Annotated in this window: 25 protein-coding genes and 2 CRISPR repeat arrays; of the genes, 15 read left to right on the forward strand and 10 right to left on the reverse strand. The window is 52.5% G+C overall.

Annotation, left to right across the window (positions count from 1 at the left end; all coding sequences use genetic code 11):
* Positions 1-560: 560 nt before the first annotated feature.
* Genes casA through cas2e (EDI29_RS09395) form a run of 7 tightly spaced genes read left to right on the forward strand, consistent with a single transcriptional unit; the run spans position 561 to position 6,449 of the window.
* Positions 561-2,129: a type I-E CRISPR-associated protein Cse1/CasA gene (gene casA, locus EDI29_RS09365; protein ID WP_137740717.1), complete on the forward strand. Its 1,569-nt coding sequence runs from the start codon at positions 561-563 to the stop codon at positions 2,127-2,129.
* Positions 2,113-2,748, forward strand: coding sequence for a type I-E CRISPR-associated protein Cse2/CasB (gene casB / locus EDI29_RS09370; protein WP_137740677.1), 636 nt, complete (start codon positions 2,113-2,115; stop codon positions 2,746-2,748). The genes casA and casB overlap by 17 nt, the downstream gene beginning before the upstream one ends.
* 3 nt (positions 2,749-2,751) lie before the next feature.
* Positions 2,752-3,819: a type I-E CRISPR-associated protein Cas7/Cse4/CasC gene (gene cas7e, locus EDI29_RS09375; protein ID WP_137740678.1), complete on the forward strand. Its 1,068-nt coding sequence runs from the start codon at positions 2,752-2,754 to the stop codon at positions 3,817-3,819.
* Positions 3,820-3,828: 9 nt separating this feature from the next.
* Positions 3,829-4,563 (forward strand): type I-E CRISPR-associated protein Cas5/CasD, encoded by a 735-nt coding sequence (cas5e, locus tag EDI29_RS09380; RefSeq protein WP_137740679.1) that lies wholly within the window; start codon positions 3,829-3,831, stop codon positions 4,561-4,563.
* Positions 4,563-5,210, forward strand: a complete 648-nt coding sequence (cas6e, locus tag EDI29_RS09385) for a type I-E CRISPR-associated protein Cas6/Cse3/CasE (RefSeq protein ID WP_137740680.1) — start codon at positions 4,563-4,565, stop codon at positions 5,208-5,210. The genes cas5e and cas6e overlap by 1 nt, the downstream gene beginning before the upstream one ends.
* A gap of 27 nt (positions 5,211-5,237) precedes the next feature.
* A complete protein-coding gene (gene cas1e, locus EDI29_RS09390; RefSeq protein ID WP_137740681.1) occupies positions 5,238-6,155 on the forward strand; it encodes a type I-E CRISPR-associated endonuclease Cas1e in 918 nt (305 codons plus the stop codon).
* Positions 6,156-6,449: a type I-E CRISPR-associated endoribonuclease Cas2e gene (gene cas2e, locus EDI29_RS09395; protein ID WP_005973730.1), complete on the forward strand. Its 294-nt coding sequence runs from the start codon at positions 6,156-6,158 to the stop codon at positions 6,447-6,449. It begins immediately after the preceding gene.
* Between the two features lie 84 nt (positions 6,450-6,533).
* Positions 6,534-6,928: a CRISPR direct-repeat array (repeat unit 29 nt; unit sequence GTGTTCCCCGCGCCAGCGGGGATAAACCG).
* 11 nt (positions 6,929-6,939) lie between these two features.
* On the opposite strand, the gene EDI29_RS09400 is transcribed toward cas2e (EDI29_RS09395), so the two are convergent.
* Both EDI29_RS09400 and EDI29_RS09405 read right to left on the reverse strand, forming a co-directional pair.
* Positions 6,940-7,311 carry a helix-turn-helix domain-containing protein gene (locus tag EDI29_RS09400; protein ID WP_029369175.1) on the reverse strand — a complete coding sequence of 124 codons (372 nt, stop codon included), beginning with the start codon at positions 7,309-7,311 and terminating at the stop codon, positions 6,940-6,942.
* 73 nt (positions 7,312-7,384) lie between these two features.
* Entirely contained in the window at positions 7,385-7,645 is a 261-nt protein-coding gene (locus EDI29_RS09405) for a type II toxin-antitoxin system RelE family toxin (protein ID WP_010310024.1), read from the reverse strand.
* A gap of 236 nt (positions 7,646-7,881) precedes the next feature.
* Between EDI29_RS09405 and EDI29_RS09410 the strand changes: the two genes are divergently transcribed.
* Complete coding sequence (locus tag EDI29_RS09410) at positions 7,882-8,298, forward strand: helix-turn-helix domain-containing protein (RefSeq protein ID WP_137740682.1); 417 nt, start codon at positions 7,882-7,884, stop codon at positions 8,296-8,298.
* Positions 8,299-8,509: 211 nt separating this feature from the next.
* On the opposite strand, the gene EDI29_RS09415 is transcribed toward EDI29_RS09410, so the two are convergent.
* Positions 8,510-9,019: a hypothetical protein gene (locus EDI29_RS09415; RefSeq protein ID WP_137740683.1), complete on the reverse strand. Its 510-nt coding sequence runs from the start codon at positions 9,017-9,019 to the stop codon at positions 8,510-8,512.
* Between the two features lie 353 nt (positions 9,020-9,372).
* Here EDI29_RS09415 and cas2e (EDI29_RS09420) point away from each other — a divergent pair, with 353 nt between their 5' ends.
* Entirely contained in the window at positions 9,373-9,597 is a 225-nt protein-coding gene (gene cas2e, locus EDI29_RS09420) for a type I-E CRISPR-associated endoribonuclease Cas2e (RefSeq protein ID WP_395303186.1), read from the forward strand.
* Positions 9,598-9,681: 84 nt separating this feature from the next.
* A CRISPR array of direct repeats spans positions 9,682-10,016; the repeat unit is 29 nt; unit sequence GTGTTCCCCGCGCCAGCGGGGATAAACCG.
* Positions 10,017-10,199: 183 nt separating this feature from the next.
* Positions 10,200-10,658: a hypothetical protein gene (locus EDI29_RS09425; protein WP_137740684.1), complete on the forward strand. Its 459-nt coding sequence runs from the start codon at positions 10,200-10,202 to the stop codon at positions 10,656-10,658.
* An 80-nt stretch (positions 10,659-10,738) separates the two neighbouring features.
* On the opposite strand, the gene EDI29_RS09430 is transcribed toward EDI29_RS09425, so the two are convergent.
* Together EDI29_RS09430 and EDI29_RS09435 are read right to left on the reverse strand one after the other, a co-directional pair.
* Positions 10,739-12,091: a pyridoxal phosphate-dependent decarboxylase family protein gene (locus EDI29_RS09430; protein ID WP_137740685.1), complete on the reverse strand. Its 1,353-nt coding sequence runs from the start codon at positions 12,089-12,091 to the stop codon at positions 10,739-10,741.
* A gap of 33 nt (positions 12,092-12,124) precedes the next feature.
* Positions 12,125-13,393 (reverse strand): MFS transporter, encoded by a 1,269-nt coding sequence (locus EDI29_RS09435; RefSeq protein WP_137740686.1) that lies wholly within the window; start codon positions 13,391-13,393, stop codon positions 12,125-12,127.
* A gap of 154 nt (positions 13,394-13,547) precedes the next feature.
* Here EDI29_RS09435 and EDI29_RS09440 point away from each other — a divergent pair, with 154 nt between their 5' ends.
* The 3 genes from EDI29_RS09440 to EDI29_RS09450 are packed head-to-tail and all read left to right on the forward strand — an operon-like array spanning position 13,548 to position 15,181.
* Entirely contained in the window at positions 13,548-13,994 is a 447-nt protein-coding gene (locus tag EDI29_RS09440; RefSeq protein ID WP_137740687.1) for a winged helix-turn-helix transcriptional regulator, read from the forward strand.
* A 9-nt stretch (positions 13,995-14,003) separates the two neighbouring features.
* Positions 14,004-14,501 (forward strand): YhbP family protein, encoded by a 498-nt coding sequence (locus EDI29_RS09445; protein ID WP_137740688.1) that lies wholly within the window; start codon positions 14,004-14,006, stop codon positions 14,499-14,501.
* A 26-nt stretch (positions 14,502-14,527) separates the two neighbouring features.
* Positions 14,528-15,181 carry a Rossmann-fold NAD(P)-binding domain-containing protein gene (locus tag EDI29_RS09450; protein ID WP_137740689.1) on the forward strand — a complete coding sequence of 218 codons (654 nt, stop codon included), beginning with the start codon at positions 14,528-14,530 and terminating at the stop codon, positions 15,179-15,181.
* 11 nt (positions 15,182-15,192) lie between these two features.
* Here EDI29_RS09450 and nrdG read toward each other — a convergent pair whose 3' ends face one another.
* The 5 genes from nrdG to pyrB form a co-directional block, all read right to left on the reverse strand.
* Positions 15,193-15,657 (reverse strand): anaerobic ribonucleoside-triphosphate reductase-activating protein, encoded by a 465-nt coding sequence (gene nrdG, locus EDI29_RS09455; protein ID WP_137740690.1) that lies wholly within the window; start codon positions 15,655-15,657, stop codon positions 15,193-15,195.
* Positions 15,658-15,738: 81 nt separating this feature from the next.
* A complete protein-coding gene (gene nrdD, locus EDI29_RS09460) occupies positions 15,739-17,877 on the reverse strand; it encodes an anaerobic ribonucleoside-triphosphate reductase (RefSeq protein ID WP_137740691.1) in 2,139 nt (712 codons plus the stop codon).
* Between the two features lie 400 nt (positions 17,878-18,277).
* Positions 18,278-18,664, reverse strand: a complete 387-nt coding sequence (ridA, locus tag EDI29_RS09465) for a 2-iminobutanoate/2-iminopropanoate deaminase (protein WP_039354809.1) — start codon at positions 18,662-18,664, stop codon at positions 18,278-18,280.
* Positions 18,665-18,762: 98 nt separating this feature from the next.
* Entirely contained in the window at positions 18,763-19,227 is a 465-nt protein-coding gene (pyrI, locus tag EDI29_RS09470; protein ID WP_039491703.1) for an aspartate carbamoyltransferase regulatory subunit, read from the reverse strand.
* Positions 19,228-19,242: 15 nt separating this feature from the next.
* Positions 19,243-20,178 carry an aspartate carbamoyltransferase gene (gene pyrB / locus EDI29_RS09475; protein WP_137740692.1) on the reverse strand — a complete coding sequence of 312 codons (936 nt, stop codon included), beginning with the start codon at positions 20,176-20,178 and terminating at the stop codon, positions 19,243-19,245.
* A 449-nt stretch (positions 20,179-20,627) separates the two neighbouring features.
* On the opposite strand from pyrB, the gene EDI29_RS09480 reads away from it, so the two are divergent.
* Entirely contained in the window at positions 20,628-21,092 is a 465-nt protein-coding gene (locus EDI29_RS09480; protein WP_039279253.1) for a NanQ anomerase/TabA/YiaL family protein, read from the forward strand.
* Positions 21,093-21,460: 368 nt separating this feature from the next.
* Positions 21,461-22,104, forward strand: a 644-nt coding sequence (locus EDI29_RS09485) for a helix-turn-helix transcriptional regulator (protein ID WP_137740718.1), incomplete at its 3' end; no start/stop codon positions are given.

Raw genomic sequence — 22,104 nt, forward strand, 5'->3', positions numbered from 1 at the left:
TCAGGCCACCAAATTGGTGGCCTGACTCGTTATTAACCTTCTCGCGGTTTGTCCCCGCTGGCGCGGGGAAGTATGAAGCACTTCCGAGATACTCGGTTTATCCCCGTTGGTACGGGGAACGCTAACTAGTTAAATTTAGCATATCGCTAAGCTTTTACCGCCGATTTCTTCACATCCGAAATACTCTTGTAATTTCTATCATCTCTTCTATATTTCTATTTGTTGCCTGAATCCATTAAGTGGTGTTCAAGCACAAGGTACTGAACACTCACTAATGGATTGGTTGACACCTTTAGTCCTACACGGTGTGTTCACGATCAATCAAACCACGCCAGAAGGAATATGAATATTGATCATTATTCCCGTTATTACTATTCCAGTGAATATCACTATTCACCAAACCAAGGTGGAGGCTTCGCCGCCGCCGTATCCTGCCCCCACCCTCAGCCACAAACGTGAGCCATCTCTCTGGCGTCGCGGCTTGAATGCGTTAAAAAAGAGACTGTAGAACCAGCCTTAATCAGGCTTGCCGCAGGGATGCGGCGCACACAGGAGGTATGATGTTTTCATTGATTGAAGAACCCTGGCTACCTGTTGTATTCGCGGATGGTCGGGTGGGTAACATTTCCCCGCTGCAACTTCCCGACGACACGATTATCGATCTTGCCTGGCCGCGTGCCGATTTTCAGGGCGCGGGCTATCAGTGGCTTATCGGTTTACTGCAAACCGCCTATGCGCCCGCCGATGACGATGACTGGGATGAGATTTGGGAGGACGGTTTTCGCCCCGATTTCCCACAGGCATTAGCTGCGCTGGCACCAGCGATGCAATTTGGTGCGCAGAAGCCCACATTTATGCAGGATTTCGCCACGCTCGACAGCGACCCGACACCGATTTCCGGCCTGCTGATTGATGCCCCCGGCGGCAATACGCTCAAGCTGAATAAAGATCATTTCATCAAGCGCGGCACGGTCAATGCGGTGTGTCCGCACTGTGCGGCAATGGCGCTGTTCACGCTGCAAACCAATGCGCCATCCGGCGGGCAGGGGCACCGCACCGGGATGCGCGGCGGCGGGCCGATCACAACGCTGCTTATGCAGGAAGACGCCAAGCTGCCGCTGTGGAAAAAGCTTTGGATGAACGTGCTGACGCAGAAGGTGATGCCCAAGGGCAAGCCCGATGCCACGGTGTTCCCGTGGTTAGCGGATACGCCCACCAGCGATGGCGCTCACCCGCCTGTGACGCCGGAAAATTCACATCGGCTGCAAGCCTATTGGGGCATGCCGCGCCGCATCGAGCTGGATTTCACCACGTTACAGGAAGGGGAATGCGATCTGTGCGGCACGGGATCGACCGCGTTGCTCACGCAGTATCGCACCAAAAACTACGGTATTCAGTATGACAGCTGGCGGCATCCGCTCACCCCTTATCGGCGGGCGCTGAAAGGCGACGATGCCCCTTTTCTGTCGGTGAAAGGGCAGCCGTGCGGGCTGGCGTACCGTGACTGGCTAGGGATGATGGTGGCGGTGGAAGATAAGCTCAACCACACCTATCCCGCCGCCGTTGTGCAGCACAATGCTGGCAAGCGGACGCTGCGCAACACGGGGTTGTGGTGTTTTGGCTACGATATGGACAACATGAAGGCGCGTTGTTGGTATGAACACCACGTTCCGCTGCTGTTTACTTCTGCGCATTTTCGTGACGATCCCTACGCGTTTCGGGAATATAAAGATCGCTTACAACTGGCGGTGGAGCTGGCGCGGGACAGTGCCACGCTACTGCGTCAGATGATTAAGGAAGCCTGGTTCTCGCGTCCGAAAGACGCAAAAGGGGATTTCAGCGCCATTGATGTCGCGTTTTGGCAGGAGACGCAGCCCGATTTTGTGCGACTGTGCCGATCGCTGACTCAGGGGGATGCTCCCGCTACGGCGCTGAAAACCTGGCAAAAGGCACTCTATCGCTACCTGTTGGAGAACTACGATGCGCGTGTGTTTAGTAACCCAGACGAACATCGCGATCTGGTTAAGGCGGCGGGAACACGGAAAAAGTTGAGTGCGTTTTTCTATAAGCAAAAAGCGGCAGAATCCATTAAACAAATGCAGGAGGCAGTGGATGGCAAACACGGCTGATTTTTTGGTCATCAACAAGGATGACGCAAAAAAGATTAGTGACTGGTTCGAGGAGTTACAAAACCGCCACGGCACCTCCGGTAATGGCCGTGCGCGACGGGCAGAGCTGCGCCGTGCCAAACAGCCTCCTTATGGCGTGCTGACCTGTCAGGGCTATCACGATCTGGCGGGGAAATTAGCGGCGCGGTTAACGCAAGAGCATCACATTGTAGCGCTGGGGATTTTTGTTTCTGTCGCGGCACATGCGGCGAAAAACATGTTGAAGACCAGCTTCGCTGCCCAGCTAGGTGAAAAGCAGGGTGGCGATCGTCCTTTTCTTTCCCCTTTGCGCTTTGAACGGCTACAGCGGGCACAAACGCCGGAAGAACTGCATCGCCAACTTTTCCGCGCGGTACAAATACGCGGTGAGGCAGGGGTAAACCTCCCTTCGCTGGCGGACGGTATTTTCCTATGGGCGGACGAGTGGCAGGCACGGCAGGAAAACCGGGCGCCTAACCTTCACCCCTTGCGGCGCAATGCCGTGCGCTGGGCGTGCGAGTATGCGCAGGCGTCACAAAACCTCACCGCCGATGAGCCAGACACGACAGAAACGTCAACGACAGCTTCAGACAAGGAATAACTGATGACCACTTTTATCCAGCTTCACTTTTTAACCGCTTATCCATCTTCCAATCTGAACCGTGATGATGCGGGTCGCCCGAAAACCGCCATCGTTGGCGGCGTCGAGCGTTTGCGGGTGTCCTCGCAGAGCCTGAAACGTGCATGGCGTACCTCTGAGGTGTTTGAAGACGCACTTGATGGATATATCGGCACCCGCAGCCGCCGTTTAGGGCGTGAGGTATACAACGCGCTGATTGCCAGAGGCATGGTTGAAAAGCTGGCAGATAAAGCGGCGCTGAGTATCGCAGCCCAGTTTGGTAAACCGAAGAAAGAAGAGAAAGACAGTAAAGATCCGCTGGAAAAGTATGATATCGAACAGCTTGCACATATCAGCGTGCAGGAAAAAGCGCGGATCGATCAATTGATCGCCCAGCTAGCGACAGAATCGCGTGAGCCAAATAGTGAAGAGCTGAAACTGTTGCGCAAAGAGACTGCCAGCGTCGATATCGCGCTGTTTGGTCGTATGCTGGCCTCCAGCCAGGAGTTCAATATTGAAGCGGCGTGTCAGGTCGCGCACGCGCTGGGCGTGAGTGCCGTTACCATCGAAGATGACTTCTTTACGGCAGTGGATGACTTGAATACGGCAGCCGACAGCGGCTCGGCGCATATGGGCGAGCAGGGCTTTGCTTCGGCGCTGTTCTATCACTATGTCTGCATTAACCGCGATCTGCTGCTGGAAAACCTGAATAACGATGAAGCGCTGGTGGCGCGGACCCTGCGTGCGCTGACGGAAACGGTGCTGACCGTATCACCGGGCGGCAAGCAGAACAGCTTTGCCAGCCGAGCGCTGGCGAGCTATGCGCTGGCAGAAAAGGGAAGCGATCAGCCGCGTACTTTGTCGGTCGCGTTTTTCAAACCTATTCGCAGTGACAATCAGGTCAATGACGCCATCGATCTGTTGCGTAAGCAAAAAACCAAGTTTGACCGGGTGTACGCCTCTGCGGGCAGCGTTCCTGCCTACGAGCTGAACGTGGAAGCCGACAGCGAGGGCGGATCGCTGCAAGGGTTACTGGATTTTATCAGCCAGTAGGAGCGCGCGATGGATAACTATCTGGTCTTCCAGATCTATGCCCCACTGGTGTCATGGGGAGAAGCGGCGGTCGGTGAAGTACGCCACACCTCAACGGTGCCTAGCCGTTCCGCCCTGTTGGGGCTGTTGGCGGCAGCGCTGGGGATTCGGCGTGACGATCGGGCAGCACTGGCTGAGTTTAACCGGCATTACTCTGTGGCGGTGCGGCCGCTTTCCGATCGTGAAACCTGGCTGAATGACTACCACACGGTGCAGATGCCGAAAGAAAATCGCAAAGTGCCACGCTATACCCGGCGTGATGAACTGCGGCCGGAGGCGGGGCAATCACCTGAAACCATGCTGACCTCACGCGAATACCGTTGTGATGCCTATTACCACATTGCCATTAGCGTCACGCCGGGTGCGCCTTATTCGCTAACTGCGCTGCGTGATGCGCTGTTATCTCCCGTGTTCGCGCTCTATTTCGGGCGTAAAAGCTGTCCGCCCGCTCTGCCGCTGGCACCGCACCTATTTTCAGGCACGCTGGCCGAGGTGTGGCAGCAGGCAAGACTGACGCCTGCATTGAACGATCTCGCCTTGCAGTCGATCGGTCGTGCCGAAGGGCTGTGCTACTGGGAACAGGAAAGCGATACGGGATTAACGCCGCAATACCGTGTGTTGCGTAACGATCAGCCCGCCGATCGACGGCGTTGGCAGTTCACTTCCCGCGTGCAATACGTCGGTAGTGAAAAGGGAGAGGAATAATGTATTTTTCCAGAATAACGCTGAACCTTAGTGCGTTACCGCATGCCATGGCGACAAAGCGATTACACGCAGGAGGCTATGCCAGCCACCAATGGCTCTGGCAATTATTTCCCGACCAGCCACAGCGGTCGTTCCTTTTTCGTGAAGAGGAACAAGAGACCAAGAACTTATTTTATCTGCTCTCCAAACAGGCACCGCAGATTGACCATAATCTGTTTCGAGTGGAAACCAAACCGTATCAACCGCAGTGGCATAACGGCATGACGCTGGCATTTTCGCTACGTGCTAATCCGGTGGTCACGCGAGACGGCAAGCGGAGCGATGTGCTGATGGATGCGCGCCATCAGGCGAAAGCGGCCGGGCTATCTGGTGTGGCATTGTGGCAGCATCAACAGCAGCGTGCTCATGACTGGCTGGTGCGTCAGGGGGAAAACGCGGGCTTTGCGGTGTCGTCGTGTCGGGTCGATGGCTATCAACGCCACCGCCTGAATAAGCCCGGCCAGTCGGCTGCGATCGTGTTCAGCAGCGTGGATTATGACGGCGTGCTTCACATTACGGATGCTGAGCGGTTTGCGGCATCTGTCCGACAGGGATTAGGAAAAAGCAAAGCATTGGGGTGCGGCCTGCTGTTGCTGAAACGGGCGTAGCCTGCCCCGTTACAGGGAGAGTTAACGATGTATGTTCCGCTTAACCCGATCCCGCTCAAGGATCGGGTTTCACTCATCTTTCTGCAATACGGGCAGATTGATGTCATTGACGGTGCGTTTGTGCTGGTGGATAAAACCGGCGTGCGCACGCATATTCCCGTGGGGTCGGTTGCCTGCATCATGCTGGAACCGGGCTCGCGGGTTTCTCATGCTGCCGTGCGACTGGCAGCAACGGTTGGCACGCTGCTGGTGTGGGTCGGCGAAGCGGGCGTGCGGCTGTATGCGTCCGGTCAGCCCGGTGGTGCACGGTCGGACAAATTGCTCTATCAGGCCAAACTGGCGCTGGATGAGGAATTGCGCCTGAAGGTGGTGCGCAAAATGTTTGAGCTACGTTTTGGTGAACCAGCACCGAGCCGCCGTTCGGTCGATCAGCTCAGGGGGATTGAAGGTGCCCGCGTGCGCCAAACCTATACGCTGCTGGCGCAGCAGTATGGCGTGAAATGGAATGGCCGACGTTACGATCCGAAAGACTGGGAACGAGGCGACAAGGTTAATCAGTGCATAAGTGCGGCGACGTCCTGCCTGTACGGTATTACGGAAGCTGCGGTGCTGGCGGCGGGTTACGCCCCAGCGATCGGGTTTGTCCACAGCGGCAAACCGCTTTCTTTTGTTTACGACATTGCCGACATCATCAAATTCGAGGGTGTGGTGGCGAAAGCCTTTGAAATTGCAGCCCGTAACCCTGCCGAACCCGATCGTGAAGTACGGCTTGCCTGCCGTGATATTTTCCGCAGCCAGAAAACGCTGAGCAAACTAATTCCCCTGATTGAAGAGGTGTTGTCTGCGGGGGGGATTACGCCGCCGCTACCGCCGGACGATGCACAGCCGCCGGCGATCCCAGAGCCGAAACCGTTTGGTGACAGTGGTCATCGGGGGCAGGGTTAAATGAGTATGCTGGTGGTTGTGACGGAAAACGTCCCACCGCGTTTACGCGGCAGGCTGGCGGTGTGGCTATTGGAAGTCCGCGCGGGAGTGTATGTCGGTGATACCTCACAGCGGGTGAGAGAAATGGTCTGGCAGCAGATTATTGAACTGGCTGAACAGGGCAACGTGGTGATGGCGTGGGCGACGAATACGGAATCCGGTTTTGAGTTCCAAACCTGGGGCGAAAACCGCCGAATGCCGGTAGATTTGGATGGCCTGCGGTTAGTCTCATTTTCACCTATTGAAAATCAATAAGTTAACGATCTTTAACAACATGGAAAAATCGGTGGGATTTTCTCTACCGAAAAAAGTGTTATAAAACAAATCTCTATTTTTAGAGTGTTCCCCGCGCCAGCGGGGATAAACCGAGGATACTGTGCAGCATCAAATGTCGCACCGTGTGTTCCCCGCGCCAGCGGGGATAAACCGATAGACGCGCTCGTTGTAATCGCGCCAAACGGGTGTTCCCCGCGCCAGCGGGGATAAACCGTAATACAGATTTTCGTTAACTTTTGACTTCAGGTGTTCCCCGCGCCAGCGGGGATAAACCGTTTTTGACGCCGTACAGGGTATCGCCTTCTATGAGTTCCCCGCGCTAGCGGGGATAAACCGAGCGGGTGGGTTGGCTTTAGTGGTTGGACTTAGTGTTCCCCGCGCCAGCGGGGATAAACCGCTATAGACTGTCGGTGCCGGAACTTCCCACCAGTGTTCCCCGCGCGAGCGGGGATAAACCCTAATCCGTTCGCTAAAGAATTAGCTGTTCTGGCTCACAGTTGTACAGCTTAGCTAGCTTTTTTCGGGTGCGTTTCTGCGGTCTTGAATCTGGGGATTCAAGCTGAGAGACGGCGGCTTGGGTAATGCCAAGTGCGGTTGCAACCTCTTGCTGTGAGAGGCCCCTAAAAATTCGCCAGGCTGCCTGTAAGCTGATGTCTTGATCAATGTGAATACTCACTACTTCATGAGGAATGGAAACATCATCCTCTTCGCTATGAGCGTAGGGAATGCTCTCATAAAGGGCGGGTTCATCAGCGTTTGCGATAAGTTTCTGGTATAACTCATACGGAACAACAGCATATTCAGGTTTACCGCTTTTATCCCGAATGACTTGTATGCTCATAGTGTATTGCTCCAACATTTTCTTGCGATGGGTAAAAATCAGTTGTGGTGTAAAGAGGGATACGCTTCCCTCCTCAATATGTCGTTGTGGTCCTTCGCTTGACTTCAAGTATCTCGCACACTTGTGGTTCGCCGTTGATGAGCTCAAAGATAATGCGGTAATCTCCAACTCGTAGACGATACCGTTTGCCAGACGATTCGAGTTTTTTCAGATCCAGATTCACATCTGGAAATGTACTAAGCTCGCCCACTTTGTCTTTGATTCGTCTTCGATATCTGGTGTCAATTGTGCCGAGTTGTTTTAATGCCCGTTTTGACCAACTAACCTTAGTCATGAATCCCTCAAACGAAAGTCTTCCCTGATATAAGTTAATTATAAGACAATTTAACGATTTTTCTTATTTTTTGTTTATGATTTTGCTGTGCCTTCAGGGATAAACCGTGGCTGCGCAATTCTGTGATGCGTGGCAATGCGAATCTTCCCCGCGCCAGCGGGGATAAACCCTAATCCGTGGGAATCGCTAAAGAATTAGCTGTTCTAGCTGACAGAGTATTACCGGAGGAATAAAGAATGATGTACGCAGACGCCATCAAGGCCGCTAACAACCTGACGAGTATCGTACCATTCCTCGGAGGCAGCACCTCGCGTAAGGATTATGAGGATGCGCTGAAACTCACTGAATACCTGATCGAAAGTGAGCCGGATAGTCCGCTAATCGATATGCTGACTGCCAAAATTGACAAATACGAAGATGATGCACCGGAGTTTGCAGCCTTCAACGAACGTGTTAAAGCACTCCCAGCCGGTATCACTTTACTGCGCGTCCTCATGGATCAGCATCAGCTAACACAAAGTGATTTTGAAGCTGAGATCGGTAAAAAGTCACTGGTATCCCGCATTCTAAACGGTGAGCGCACTCTAACGCTTGATCACATGAGAGCGCTTGCTAAACGATTCGATATTCCCGTGAGTGCTTTTGTTGATTGACACGACCGTTCAGCAATTCTTGCTAAGAGCGGAATTATGCATCTCGTAAGGAATAAACAGCGGTATGACGCAATGGCTGGCTGTTGTGTAAGTATTCCCCGCGCCAGCGGGGAATACCTTAATGATTAAAAGCAATCGTCGATATGCTTGTAAATATTGATATAAAGATCACAGAATGGATGCTGTAATAAAATACAGGAAATATATGTGCTTATCTTTCTATTATATTACCCATTAAATTATATCTCCTTAAAAGTAGTTGTTCTTCTGCTTTTGTTTTTTCCTTCTCTGCATTTTCTTTATCTGTTTTTGCTATATTTTCAACGACATTTAAAACTGCGTCGAATCGAGCCGCTACTTCAGATGCATTTAGTACTCCATTCATAGAAAGGAAGCATAAACTATTTAAAGAATAAACTAAAACATTAGTGGTGGTGTTTCTTTTTGCCAGATCCACTATGGCTGTTTTTAAGCTGGCATCAATTTTTCCATTATTTCCTAATTTATCAGTCAACTCGGCAGCTACAGTGCCATCAATGGTCTTTGCCGTATCCGCTGGTGCATCGGGACAATATTTAGCATTGACACTATTTGGTATTAAGATGCCAACTCTCTGGCTTGAACTGCTTCTGACAAGCGTTGGTGAATCATTCTCAATGGTTTTTGTAACCATACACCCAGATAACAACATAGCGATAGATATAACAAGAATAACTCTCATTTTATTCACCTATATTGACGAATAGTGGGAGGCGATTGTTAAATTAGGTTGTCTTTTTATTTTCTACTTAGTGCCAGCGTTTAACGGCACCTATTAAACCTATAACACAAGTATGAAAATTTTCATTATGGGTTTTATATTTAATAGGGGTTATTTTGTTATTTGCATTTCCTGCTAATTATTTACTGCGTTACTTCAAGACGATGGATATGCATTGATTGCTTCCAATTTATGTCAATATACTTGTAATCATTAGATATAGTGGATGAAAAATATTGGCATTTACAGGTTATATCGACATTCGGTTGAGAAAGAGTATTTTTAACGGGGAAGATTTTTACCGAGAAATAAAAATGCAGTGGTATAACTCTTGCCGCAGTGTGCAGCGTTTAATTCAGCAACTGAACGTTTTCCAGATGTATGAAATCGAACTGGCAGAACAGGGCAACATGGTGATGGCGTGGGCGACGAATACGGAATCCGGTTTTGAGTTCCAAACCTGGGGCGAAAACCGCCGAATGCCGGTAGATTTGGATGGCCTGCGGTTAGTCTCATTTTCACCTATTGAAAATCAATAAGTTAACGATCTTTAACAACATGGAAAAATCGGTGGGATTTTCTCTACCGAAAAAAGTGTTATAAAACAAATCTCTACTTTTAGAGTGTTCCCCGCGCCAGCGGGGATAAACCAGCATCTTTTACTTTGCGTGGGTCAGCGCTATACGTGTTCCCCGCGCCAGCGGGGATAAACCGTTGCCCGCTGTCTTTAAGTGCCATGATAGAACGTGTTCCCCGCGCCAGCGGGGATAAACCGAACTGATCGAGCGCCGCTGTTTCGCTATACATGTGTTCCCCGCGCCAGCGGGGATAAACCGAATTAGCAAATGAATTTGTTGAGCAAAAAAGTGTGTTCCCCGCGCCAGCGGGGATAAACCGCGCTCAAGATGCTTTCAGACTTCCAGAATAAGGTGTTCCCCGCGCCAGCGGGGATAAACCGAGCAACGAGAACGGCGATTACTGTAGCCCTGAGTGTTCCCCGCACGGAGCCAAATCCCGCTTCTGGCTGGCGCGATGGGGGATTGCGTGTCAGTATTAAAGCACGCTATTTTTGCGCTCACCGTAATGGTGACGTGCTATGCCGATGATTTTGTCTTCCATACGTTACCCGTAAGGAGGTGATATGAAAGTCGAAGCCGCAGAGTCGTCCGTTTTTGCCAGCCAGCAGGTGATGGCGAAGCGTTCCACAGAACATGCGGAGAAAGTGGCGCTGTCTGAACAGCTTCAGTCTTATCAGGCGGGCAGCGGTGCCGTTCCTGCTGGTCAGACGACGCGCTATGATTTCACCCGCATCAGCCCTGCCGAACTGTATGAAACGGTTGGTAGCCTGGTTAGCAGTGGGCAGTTGGGGCGTGAAGAAGGTTCCGCGCTGCTGGGTTTTATCTCGTCACCACGAGAGAATATCGGCAGTGTGCCGCCTTCTAATGTGTTCCAGCCGATCAATGTTTTCGATACCATCCAACAAGGCGTCGCGGGTGCATCATCCCGTAGCGAAGTGCAAAATACCGAAAGCCTGCAACGCGCCGCCGAGGCGTTGAACCGCTTTCAGGGGCAGGTTTCCAGCATTAGCGTGTACGTCTAGCACATCGGTACGCAATGGCCTGATGGCGTCGTCCTTTCTCTTCTCCCCGTGTTTGCGGGGAGGGTTGTTTTACGCTGCGATCAGCGTGGGGTCTGAGCTTTGATTTCTGTCAGCAGCGCGATGAGCGCCTGCACGTTGTCGTCCTGCGTGCGCCAGGATGACACGCTGATGCGTAATGCCGGACGCCCTTGCCAGACGGTGCCGCCAAACCATGCCTTGCCCGAAGCCTGCAACGCTTCTCGTATCGCCGCTGTTTGGCTGTCGGTTTCCCCCCGCAGCAGAACCTGATTAAGCACAACCCGATTCAGTATCTCAAATCCCGCATGGCGTAGGCCATCGGCGATGAAGGTTGCCTGTCGGCAGTGTCGTTCGACCATCTCCGCTACGCCGTCGCGCCCCAGCGTACGCAGTGCCGCCCATACCGGAATCCCACGCGGGCGACGGGAAAATTCGAGCGTCAGATTCTTCTGCGCATCGCGTGCCGCACTGGAGTAAACCGCATCTGCGTTCATCGCCTCGGCCAGCACGTCCGCATCGCGGCAAATCGCCATCGCACAGTCGTAGGGGGTGTTCAGCCATTTATGCGCGTCTGTAGTCCAGCTGTCGGCCAGTTCGATACCCTCGGTGAGCGCGGAGTGGGATGACGCTCTGGCCCACAGTCCGAATGCACCATCAACGTGAACCCAGGCTCCCGCCGCTTTAGCGATGGGAATGATCTGCGCAAAATCATCGAACTCGCCCGTGTTTACCTCGCCAGCCTGCAAACAAAGAATCGTACGATCGTCCAGCGGAGGGAGCTGAGCGACATCGATCTGCCCAAAGGCGTTAACGGGCGCGATGCGTAAATGGCGTAGTCCGAAGCCGAGTACACGCAGCGCTTTTTTCACGGTAATGTGCGTCAGTTGCGAAATGACGACCTTAATTTCAGGTGCGCCGATCAGTCCATCGTTGTCAAAATCCCAGCCCTGTTTTGCCAGCAGAGAACGGCGCGCGGCGGCCAGGCAGGAAAGCGTGCAGGCGGTGGCGCTGGTGCCGAAGCCCACAGCGCTTTCTTTGGGTAAGTCCAGCGCATCGAGTACCCAGCGGCTGGCGAGGCGTTCCAGCGTGGCGGATACCGGCGAGTTATCAAAGGTGGAGGCGCACTGATCCCAGGCAATCATCAATCGCTCTGAGGCGGCGGCAACCGGCAATGCCGCACCGATAACAAAACCGAAATAGTTCGGGCCATTTGAAGCGGTGGTGGCCGGTGAACCGACTTCATCCAGTAGCGATAGCGTGTCTTCAGCCGAAAACCCCTGTTGAGGCAACGCCTCATCAAAACGCGCCAGCGCCGCGAGGGCATCGGCATCGGGGAAAACCCGGCGCTGTGCATTTTCCGCCAGATAACGTTGACCGCGCTCGTCGGCATCGGCCAGTAAAGTCAGTTCGCTCATGGTTTCTCCTTCATCAATAATCATTTTCTGTTATCACAACGGTGTAAATGCTGTCGGTAACGGGGCTGAAAGGTGCTGCGTCATTTTCCAGAAGAGTAGTGCCAACAGGCTGACGGCTGCACCAAGGAGGCACACGCCTGACCAGCCAGCAGCGTCATACGCCACGGTGGTTGCCATCGCGCCCAGTCCGCTGCCGAGGCTATAAAACAGCATATAACAGCCAACCAGACGGCTGTGCGCATCAGGATGCGTCTTGAAAATCATGCTTTGGTTGGTGACGTGAATGGCCTGTCCGCCCAGATCGAGCACGATGATGCCGATTACCAGCGCGAAGAGAGAATAGGGCGCTAACCACAGCGGTAGCCACGATGCCAGCAGCAATAACAGGGCGATGCCGCTGACCCACTGTTCTCGCCCTTTATCGGCTAGCGAACCCGCTTTCACCGCTGCCAGTGCGCCGAGAATACCCACCAGACCAAATGCGCCAATAATCGTATGAGAAAAGAAATAGGGCGCGCGGCTCAGCGGCAGAACTAACGCGCTCCAGAAAATGCTCAGGGCAGCAAACATCAGTAAAGCGATGACGCCACGTATTTGCAATACCCGCTCTTCACGCAGCAGAGTCAGCATAGAAAGCAGCAGAGCGGGATAGTGTGGGCGCTGTTGGGCGGGTGGCTGATGTGGTAGTGCACGCCACAGAAATACGGCAAGCAGGAGCATCAGCAGCGCGGAGAAAAAGTACACGCTGCGCCAGCCTGCTATATCGGCGATGAAACCAGACAGGACGCGAGCCAGCAACAGCCCAATCACCACGCCGCCTTGTGCGGCTCCCACCACGCGCCCACGCTCCTGCGGTGCAGCAACTGTTGCGGCATAAGCAATCAGACCCTGAGTCATTGCCGTGCCGAGCATGCCTACGGCCAGCATACCGATCAATAAATACAGGGATGTGGTAGCGAGTCCAACGGCAATCAGCGCCACGATGAGCGCACTCACCTGAGCCAACATCAAATAGCGTCGGTTGAGGATATCACCCAGCGGGACCAGAAGAATTAACGCCAGCGCACAGCCAAGCTGTGTTGCGGTCATTACCCCGCCAACGGCAGCGATGCTGATGTGAAAATCTACCGATAATGCATCCAGCAGCGGCTGTGCGTAATACACATTGGCGACACTGAGGGCGCTAGCACAGGCAAACAGCAATACTAACGCGCGCGGTAGTACCTTCTGCGCAGGCGGTGTCGTGCTGTAAAGATCATATTCAGTGACGGATGACGTGGTATGAATAGGGCTATTTTTCATAATATTGGCTTTCATTATTCTATGTGGTTTCAAAATAAAACCAGTTGAAGCATGAATGATCTGGTTTTACTCTGCAACCAGAAAATGTGCGGCCAGTTTTTCGGTTTGTGGATAAGGCAGATAGGATGAACAGGAAAAAGGGGAGGACATAGTCATGGTGAAGCGCAAAAGTCTGAAAGAGGATGCGTGTCCCGTTGCGCGCGCGCTGGATGTGGTCGGCGATCGTTGGACGTTAATGATTATCCGCGATGCTTTCGACAATCGCCGCCGTTTCAGCGATTTTCAGCGCAGTTTGGGTGTAGCCAAAAATATTCTTACCGACCGTCTGCGCACTTTGGTTGATGAGGGCATTTTGTCCGTTCAGCCCGTTTCCGAGAGTTCGGCCTATCAGGAATATGTTCTGACACCAAAAGGTGAGCAGCTATTCCCGCTCGTCGTGGCGCTACGTCAGTGGGGCGAACAGCAGCTGTTCGCTGAAGGGGAACCCCACTCCCTGCTATTGGATAAGCACACCAGCCAGCCTCTGCAAGCTATGCTGCCACATTCTGCGCAAGGGCAACGGTTGGCTGGGCAAGATACGTTCGTTCAGAAAATAGATTGAGGTGCCGTGATGCAGAAAGAATCGAGAGAAACAGGCAGCGATCTTGAGGCAATCTCCCGCTATCTGAAGAAGTTGCACGTACTGACATTATGCGTGGGTGAAAATTCGGAATTATGGTGTGCGAGTTGCTTCTATACTTATGACGATCAACAAATAGCCTTCTATCTAATGACGGAGTTACAGACGCGCCACGGTGAAATCATGGCAAGGTTGCCGCAGGTGGCTGGTACGGTCAGCGGCCAGCCGAAGAGCGTAATGTTGATTAAAGGCGTACAGTTTCGGGCGCAGGCGATGCAGTTGGAAGGAGATGACGCGCAGCAGGCCAGAGCGCGGTACAACGCACGTTTTCCTATTGCACGAGCATCAAAAGCGCCGATCTGGCGGCTCGAACTGACAGAAGTAAAAATGACGGACAATGCGCTGGGCTTTGGTAAGAAACGCTACTGGCAGCGCGACGAGCAAACGAGCCAGAAAGAACACGATAAGCATGAAAAGATGAGAGAGTAAAAGACGCAAAGTAAGGGGGAAATCGGATGAGCCGGGTACTGTTATTAGGTGCAACGGGGTTAGTGGGACACGAATTGTTAGAACTGCTGAAAGCCAATAACCGCGTAGAGACGATCTATGCGCCGACTCGTAAGCCGTTGGCGCAGTCGAAGAAAGTGGTCAACCCACACGATCCCGATCTGTCTGCTGCATTGGCGCAGTTGACCGATCCTGTCGATATTGCCTTTTGTTGCCTGGGATCGACGCTCAAGACGGCAGGCAGTAAGCAAGCTTTCCGCTATGTGGATTACACGCTGGTCGTGGAAGGATCGAAAGTCGCGTTAGCGCTGGGCGCGACGCACCTTTTGGTGGTCAGTTCGCTGAGCGCGAATGCAACATCGCCTTTCTTTTATTCGCGGGTGAAGGGGGAAACGGAAAGATCGCTGCGTCAGCAAGGCTGGCAGCATCTGACATTGGCACAACCGTCGATGCTACTGGGTGAAAGAGAGGACAGTCGCACGCTGGAGAGTCTTGCCGCGCCGCTGTTCCGCCTGTTCCCGGCGAAGTGGCGGGCGATTGAGGGAAAAACGGTGGCGCAGGCGTTGTTGAATCAAGCATTCTCATCGGAGCCAAAAGCGCGGGTGACGGTACTGGAATCCGATCAATTACGTTCGTTGGGTAAGTGGCAACCGCTTCAGTAGCTTCTTATCGCTCAACGCAGGCGGTGAACAACCTGATTGCTGCTACCGCGCCAAATCAGTGCGGGATCTTTCAGATCTTGCACAAATTTTCCATCGACTAACACGTTGATGAGATCGACCACCCGCTGTTGTTCCGGTGTGATGTCCGCCAGCACGTAGCCTGTCCAAACCCAGATATCTTTGCCGGGGCATTCCGTGCGGATACGTTCTACCAGCCGCAGAATATCAGGCACATTCTGTGGGTGAAGCGGATCTCCGCCAGACAGCGAAATGCCCTGACGCGGGATCTCCGTATCCTGAAGATCGGCGATGATCCGATCTTCCTGTTCCTGCGTAAACGGCTGACCGGAGTTGAGCCGCCAGGTGCTTTTGTTGTAGCACCCGACACATTCATGCACGCAGCCAGCGACAAACAGCGTACAGCGGGTGCCGGGGCCGTTGACCACATCGACGGGATAATATTGGTGGTAATTCATACGATAGAGCCCATGTTATGAAGCGGGCGCGTGTTGACGGTGCCGCGAAAGGTGGGCCGCATTGCTGCGGCCCAGAAGGGATCACCCCAGTTGACCGTTGCCCAGATGCTTAATCCGGCGTTTAACTTCTTCCTGCTTACCGGCGTTGAACGGGCGTGCATCCGGGCTACCGAGGTAGCCGCACACGCGGCGCGTCACGGAAACGCGTGCCGAATCGTGGTTACCGCATTTCGGGCAGGTGAAGCCTTTGCTGGTACACTCGAATTCACCGGTGAAGCCACACTCATAGCATTCATCGATCGGCGTGTTGGTGCCGTAATAAGGCACGCGCGTGTAGCTGTAATCCCACACGTCTTCCAGCGCTTTGAGGTTGTGTTGCAGGTTCGGATATTCGCCGTAGCAAATGAATCCACCATTAGCCAGCGGCGGATAGGGCAGCTCAAAGTCGATTTTCTGATAAGGGTTCACCTTCTTTTCCACATCAAGATGGAAGCTGTTGGTGTAATAGCCTTTGTCCGTCACGCCCGGTACGACGCCAAACTCGGCGGTATCCAAACGGCAGAAGCGGTCGCACAGGTTCTCGCTCGGCGTGCTGTACAGGCTGAAGCCGTAACCCGTTTCGTCTTTCCACTGCTCGGTGGCGGCTTTCAGGCGAGTGATAACGGCCACGGCTTTGGCACGCAGCGCCTCGTCATCAAACACGTGCGTTTGGCTACCGAAGAGCGCGTTAATCGTTTCATGCAGGCCGATGTAGCCCAGCGAAATTGAAGCGCGTCCGTTCTTGAAGATGTCCGCGATGCTGTCGTCCGCTTTTAAGCGCACGCCGCAGGCTCCTTCCATATACAGGATTGGCGCGACGCGAGCTTTTACGCTTTCCAGCCGCGCAATGCGTGTCATCAGCGCTTTCTTTGCCAATGCCAGGCGCTGGTCCAACAGTGTCCAGAAGCGATCTTCATTCCCTTCGGCTTCCAATGCAATACGCGGCAGGTTCAAGCTGATGACACCCAGATTATTACGCCCGTCGTGAATCTGCTGGCCGTTTTCTTCATAAACGCCGAGGAAACTGCGGCAGCCCATTGGCGTTTTAAACGAACCGGTGACGTTCACGACCTGATCGTAGTTCAGGATGTCGGGATACATGCGTTTGCTGGCGCACTCCAGCGCGAGCTGCTTGATATCGTAATTCGCATCGCCCGCTTTGTGGTTCAGACCGTCGCGGATAGCAAAGACCAGTTTCGGGAATACTGCGGTTTTGTGGTTTTTACCCAGTCCGGCAATACGGTTGCGCAGGATCGATTCCTGAATCAGACGCGATTCCCAGCAGGTGCCAAGCCCGAAGCCAAAGGTGACGAACGGCGTCTGGCCATTAGCGGTGTGCAGCGTGTTGACTTCATATTCCAGTGACTGAAAGGCGTCGTAGCACTCTTTTTCCGTGCGGGTCAGAGCATAGTTTTCTGCATCTGGGATCTGCCACTCTTCTGCCACGGCTTTGTGTTTCGCATGGCTGGCGGTGACGAACGGTGCCAGAATTTCATCAATACGGTTAATCGTGGTGCCGCCATAAATGTGGCTGGCGACCTGCGCGATAATCTGTGCGGTGACAGCGGTAGCGGTTGAGATCGACTTCGGTGGCTCAATCTCCGCATTACCCATTTTGAAGCCGTTGGTCAGCATGCCGTTTAGATCGATCAGCATACAGTTGAACATCGGGAAGAACGGCGAGTAGTCGAGGTCGTGATAGTGAATCTCACCACGTTCATGCGCCAGCACCACATCACGCGGCAGGATGTACTGTTTGGCGTAATGCTTGGCGACGATGCCCGCCAGCAGATCGCGCTGGGTTGGGATCACTTTACTGTCTTTGTTGGCGTTCTCGTTCAGCAGCGCCATGTTGCTCTGCTCGACCAGACCGCGAATTTCCTGATTGAGGCGACCGTGGCGTTCACGCGCAATATCTCGGTCATGGCGGTATTCGATATAGGTACGCGCCAGCTGCTTATAGTTGCCGGACATCAGCAGATTTTCGACTGCATCCTGAATATCGCGGATATCTACGCGCGATTTATCCTGCATTTGTTGAGCGACCGCACAGGCCACAGTTGCACAATAGTCTGCATCATTGACACCGGCTGCATGTGCCGCGCGCTCGACCGCCTCTTTGATACGCACTTCATCAAAAGGCACCTGGCAACCGTCCCGTTTAATCACTACTGGTTTCACGTTTTCTTCCTCTGGAAAGGTTATCCACAGGCAAAAGCCCTACCCGACAAGGGTTACAGAGGGCTGTGGATGATACTGTGGATAAACACTATATGTAGGTCGTGTTTATAGGATAGGCACTATATATTGAAATTGCGTAGGGGTGTTTGCGCTTTTATCGCAGCAAAATTGACGTAGAGCAAAGAAATCATCATGTCGGAGCGAATTTGAACCTGAACAAAAAATAGTCAAAAAAGGCGAGTAAAGCGTGAAGGCTTGCTACGCGCGGGTTGGCAGAAATTCGTCTGTTTTTTGACCGTAATGTGTGTCTGGGATGTCCATAATCTTGTTATGGTGAAAGAAAGAGCAGAAAAAAGCGCACCGGTTATCGTGCGCTTTTTGGGGATGGTGCTGCCGATCGTTAGCGACGAACGGCGATCGCTTCGATTTCGATTTTCACGTCTTTCGGCAGACGGGCGACTTCAACGCAAGAGCGAGCCGGGAACGGTGCGCTATGTTCGTTGAAGAAGGCTTCATACGCGGTGTTCACGAGAGCGAAATCGTGCAAGTCTTTCACGAACACGGTCATTTTCACGATATCGGACACTTTCAGGCCAGCGGCTTCCACAATCGCCTGAACGTTTTCCAGTGACTGGCGCGTCTGGGCGGTGATGTTGTCAGCCACCAGACCACTTTTTGGGTTTACCGGAATCTGGCCGGACGTGAAGATCATACTGCCAAGGTCGACGCCCTGAACATAAGGGCCGATGGCGGCTGGGGCGTGCTCAGTGCTGATAATGCGTGACATGGTATCTCCTTGATGGGGGCGTAAAAAGAACGCGGACGCAGCCATTATTCAAAAAAGCCCCGTGACAGGCAATGTCCATTACGGGGCAGAGCAGAAAACTAGCGATCTTGCAGCACCGCCTGACGCTCAAACTCTTTCTCACAGTACTTACACTTGAGGTGAACGTCGCCGTCGCGCTGCTTCACGCTGAATGACGATGACACCGGCTCGCTGCGGCTAATGCAGTTGCTGTTCGGGCAGGTGAGTACGCCGGTAATGTGGTCTGGCAGCGTCGGTACCAGTTTGCGCACCACGTCATACTCATCGATCTGATTGACGGTCGCCTGCGGTGCGTAGATCGCCAGCTGATTCGCCTGCTGTTCAGTGAGAAACACGTTTTCGATCTTGATCAGATCTTTGCGCCCAAGGTGGTTGGACGGCAAATTCAAGCCGATGGTGATGCGCTGGTCTGTCGCCGTCAGTTTAAACAGCGTCAGCAGTTTAAAACCTACCTGTGCGGGAATGTGGTCGATCACCGTGCCACGTTTGATCGCTTCAACCTGTAATTTATTATCGTGTGTCATGATGGTTTTTTCCTCTTACAGAACCAGTTCGCGATTCAAGACCAGTGCCAGCAGCGCCTGGCGGGCGTAAATGCCGTTGCCCGCCTGTTGGAAATAATAGGCATAAGGCGTGGCATCCACATCAATGGTGATCTCATCGACGCGCGGCAGCGGGTGCAGCACTTTCAAGTTCGGGCGGGCGCTGTGCAGGTCGGCGGCTCGCAGGACAAACTGGGATTTGATGTTGATGTATTCGGATGGGTCCAGACGCTCTTTCTGGACGCGTGTCATGTACAGAATATCCAATTCGCCGACGACGTCGTCGATGCTGTTGTGCAGGCTGTAAGTAATATTCTTCTCTTTCAGCATGCTCAAAATGTAGTCCGGCATTGCCAATGCGTCCGGGGCGATGAAGTAGAAGCGGTTGCCTTCGAACTTCGCCAGCGCCTGCGTGAGTGAATGCACGGTGCGACCATATTTTAAATCGCCGACCATTGCGATGTTGATGTTATTCAGCCGGCCTTGCGTTTCCTGAATGGTGAACAGATCGAGCAGCGTCTGCGTCGGGTGCTGGTTCGCGCCGTCACCGGCGTTCAGTACTGGAATACCGCCAGAAAATTCGGTGGCAAGGCGGGACGCGCCTTCCTGCGGATGACGCATCACGATGGCATCAACATATTGGCTGATGACGGAGATAGTGTCGGCCAGCGTTTCACCCTTTTTCCCCAGCGATGTGTTATTGCTGTCGGCGAAACCGACGACGGAGGCCCCCAGGCGATGCATCGCAGTTTCAAAGGATAGACGCGTCCGGGTGGAGGCCTCGAAGAAGCAACTGGCAATCACTTTATGTTTTAACAGCTCAGGCTGAGGTTTGGCTTTCAGGCTGGCGGCTACATTCAGCGCCAGCTCTAAATCTTCCCGACTGAGGTCGTTAATCGAAATAATATGTTTTTGATAGAGCGGATTGACCATGTTGTCTTTCTCCTAACGAGTAAACAGGAAATGTCGTATCTGGCGGCCCAGACGGTGGGCAAAAAAAAGCCCCTCATTGAGGGGCTTTCTTAATTGATCGATTGAGCAACGGAAAGGAAAACGCTGGCTGGCTGCCGGATGGCAGTTGTGGTTGAGAACCAACATGAGCAGCGGATTTTTTGGTGTAACGGTGCATGACCCCTCCCGGCAAACTGTCGGGAATTATACGCGCCGACTAGGCTATTTCAAGCAGAAAACGTGGTTTTTTACGCATCGCAATCGGTTGCGGAGTGAGTGCTATGTGCATGATGGCTGTAGACAGGGGAAGAGTGGTTGAGAAGAGTGATGAGCAGTTCACTGTTTCGGATTAACGCGCTGGCGGGCGTCACATTTGGAGAGTATAAGGATTGTAAAACAGGGTTTCATTTTTTCTATCAACGAGGTTTTTTATGATTACTGGCAATGTCCACCACCTTGAACTGGTTCCTTATCTGCCTGCCAAACTGCGTGAAGCGATTGAGTACGTGAAGCAAAATATCACGGCGGATACCCCGCTGGGCAAGCACGATATCGAGGGTAACAGCGTGTTTGTGCTGATCTCCAACGACAGCACCGACCTGCTGGAGAAGCGCCGTGCCGAGTATCACGCCAAATATCTGGACATTCAGATTGTGTTGTCCGGTGTGGAAGGAATGACGTTCAGCAACTTGCCTGCGGGCAAGCCAGACACTGATTGGCTGGCGGATAAAGACATTGCTTTCCTGCCTGCTGGCGAGCAGGAAAAACAGTTTGTGATGCAGGAAGGGGATTTTGTCGTCTTCTTCCCCGGTGAAGTGCACAAACCGCTGTGCGCCGTCGGCGAACCTGCACACGTGCGCAAAGCCGTGGTGAAAATCGACGCATCGCTGGTGTAGGATTTCTGTGAACAAGGAACGTTCAACCATAAAATGGAAGAAAATAATGGCAATAATTCCTCAGATGCCTCCCGGTGGTTTTCCCCTTCTCAAGAGCAGTAAAAGAAAAACCACGTAAATATGGCAAGGCCTAGAAAAAAACAGCCAGTCAGTTGTTTAACTGACTGGCATTATTAAGAAAATGATTTTCTTGCTAGAAAATCTCATGATCTTTCGATTATAGGTATATTATTACTTTAAATTATGTAGGATGTTTTCCCTGGCATTGGCCTGTCACAGACTTTTTATTCTATTTTAGTTTTTATAAACAGGTTCATATCAGGTACGGCATATTTTATGTAGGGTAAATTTAATGTAGGGATGCACTGATGAAACAAATTACATTACCTGACAGATTAATCACAATGTTCGAAAACGATCCTCTGGTCGGCTGGGCAATAAAAGACACAAGCTCCCGTTTTATTTATGTCAATAACACCTTTAAAACCTGGCAAACCATATCAACTCGTTATGATTATGAAGGCTTGAACATTAGGGATATCCCTGTTCCTGTCGCCGAATTTTCAGACATTTTTAACCAGCAGGAACGAGAGATAGAGCGTACCGGTAAGGCAGTGAGAGCCATTACAACGCATATTCAAGGCACGGAAAAAATAATGCAGCCTGCCTACAATATTCAGGAGCCAATCTATGATGAACATCGCAACTGTGTAGGCACGGTTATCAGCGTCAGACATGTTAGGATCATCACACCGACCTCGTTGCTAAATGGAACCATAATTCAACACTCTACCTTCGAGCCCCCTTCTAAAATATTTACCGAGAAGGAATGGGAGGTTATTTACCTGCTTGTCTGTGGGATGATGCTTAAAGATATAAGCAGCATCCTCTCAATCACCGTTGATGCCGTTAACAGCAGACTCCGAAGCTGCTACAGAAAAACAGGCTTGAATTCACTATCAGGCCTAAAGGAATACTGTAGAGATAACCGATTTGATAACTACATCCCGCT

This window comes from Pectobacterium polonicum, assembly GCF_005497185.1.
In the GTDB taxonomy this organism is placed as follows: Bacteria; Pseudomonadota; Gammaproteobacteria; order Enterobacterales; family Enterobacteriaceae; genus Pectobacterium; species Pectobacterium polonicum.

Bases quoted from the DNA above. Each gene is read 5' to 3' on its own strand.
- casA (WP_137740717.1), top strand. From the start codon at position 561: ATGTTTTCATTGATTGAAGAACCCTGGCTACCTGTTGTATTCGCGGAT.
- casB (WP_137740677.1), top strand. From the start codon at position 2,113: ATGGCAAACACGGCTGATTTTTTGGTCATCAACAAGGATGACGCAAAA.
- cas7e (WP_137740678.1), top strand. From the start codon at position 2,752: ATGACCACTTTTATCCAGCTTCACTTTTTAACCGCTTATCCATCTTCC.
- cas5e (WP_137740679.1), top strand. From the start codon at position 3,829: ATGGATAACTATCTGGTCTTCCAGATCTATGCCCCACTGGTGTCATGG.
- cas6e (WP_137740680.1), top strand. From the start codon at position 4,563: ATGTATTTTTCCAGAATAACGCTGAACCTTAGTGCGTTACCGCATGCC.
- cas1e (WP_137740681.1), top strand. From the start codon at position 5,238: ATGTATGTTCCGCTTAACCCGATCCCGCTCAAGGATCGGGTTTCACTC.
- cas2e (WP_005973730.1), top strand. From the start codon at position 6,156: ATGAGTATGCTGGTGGTTGTGACGGAAAACGTCCCACCGCGTTTACGC.
- EDI29_RS09400 (WP_029369175.1), bottom strand. From the start codon at position 7,311: ATGAGCATACAAGTCATTCGGGATAAAAGCGGTAAACCTGAATATGCT.
- EDI29_RS09405 (WP_010310024.1), bottom strand. From the start codon at position 7,645: ATGACTAAGGTTAGTTGGTCAAAACGGGCATTAAAACAACTCGGCACA.
- EDI29_RS09410 (WP_137740682.1), top strand. From the start codon at position 7,882: ATGATGTACGCAGACGCCATCAAGGCCGCTAACAACCTGACGAGTATC.
- EDI29_RS09415 (WP_137740683.1), bottom strand. From the start codon at position 9,019: ATGAGAGTTATTCTTGTTATATCTATCGCTATGTTGTTATCTGGGTGT.
- cas2e (WP_395303186.1), top strand. From the start codon at position 9,373: ATGCAGTGGTATAACTCTTGCCGCAGTGTGCAGCGTTTAATTCAGCAA.
- EDI29_RS09425 (WP_137740684.1), top strand. From the start codon at position 10,200: ATGAAAGTCGAAGCCGCAGAGTCGTCCGTTTTTGCCAGCCAGCAGGTG.
- EDI29_RS09430 (WP_137740685.1), bottom strand. From the start codon at position 12,091: ATGAGCGAACTGACTTTACTGGCCGATGCCGACGAGCGCGGTCAACGT.
- EDI29_RS09435 (WP_137740686.1), bottom strand. From the start codon at position 13,393: ATGAAAAATAGCCCTATTCATACCACGTCATCCGTCACTGAATATGAT.
- EDI29_RS09440 (WP_137740687.1), top strand. From the start codon at position 13,548: ATGGTGAAGCGCAAAAGTCTGAAAGAGGATGCGTGTCCCGTTGCGCGC.
- EDI29_RS09445 (WP_137740688.1), top strand. From the start codon at position 14,004: ATGCAGAAAGAATCGAGAGAAACAGGCAGCGATCTTGAGGCAATCTCC.
- EDI29_RS09450 (WP_137740689.1), top strand. From the start codon at position 14,528: ATGAGCCGGGTACTGTTATTAGGTGCAACGGGGTTAGTGGGACACGAA.
- nrdG (WP_137740690.1), bottom strand. From the start codon at position 15,657: ATGAATTACCACCAATATTATCCCGTCGATGTGGTCAACGGCCCCGGC.
- ridA (WP_039354809.1), bottom strand. From the start codon at position 18,664: ATGTCACGCATTATCAGCACTGAGCACGCCCCAGCCGCCATCGGCCCT.
- pyrI (WP_039491703.1), bottom strand. From the start codon at position 19,227: ATGACACACGATAATAAATTACAGGTTGAAGCGATCAAACGTGGCACG.
- pyrB (WP_137740692.1), bottom strand. From the start codon at position 20,178: ATGGTCAATCCGCTCTATCAAAAACATATTATTTCGATTAACGACCTC.
- EDI29_RS09480 (WP_039279253.1), top strand. From the start codon at position 20,628: ATGATTACTGGCAATGTCCACCACCTTGAACTGGTTCCTTATCTGCCT.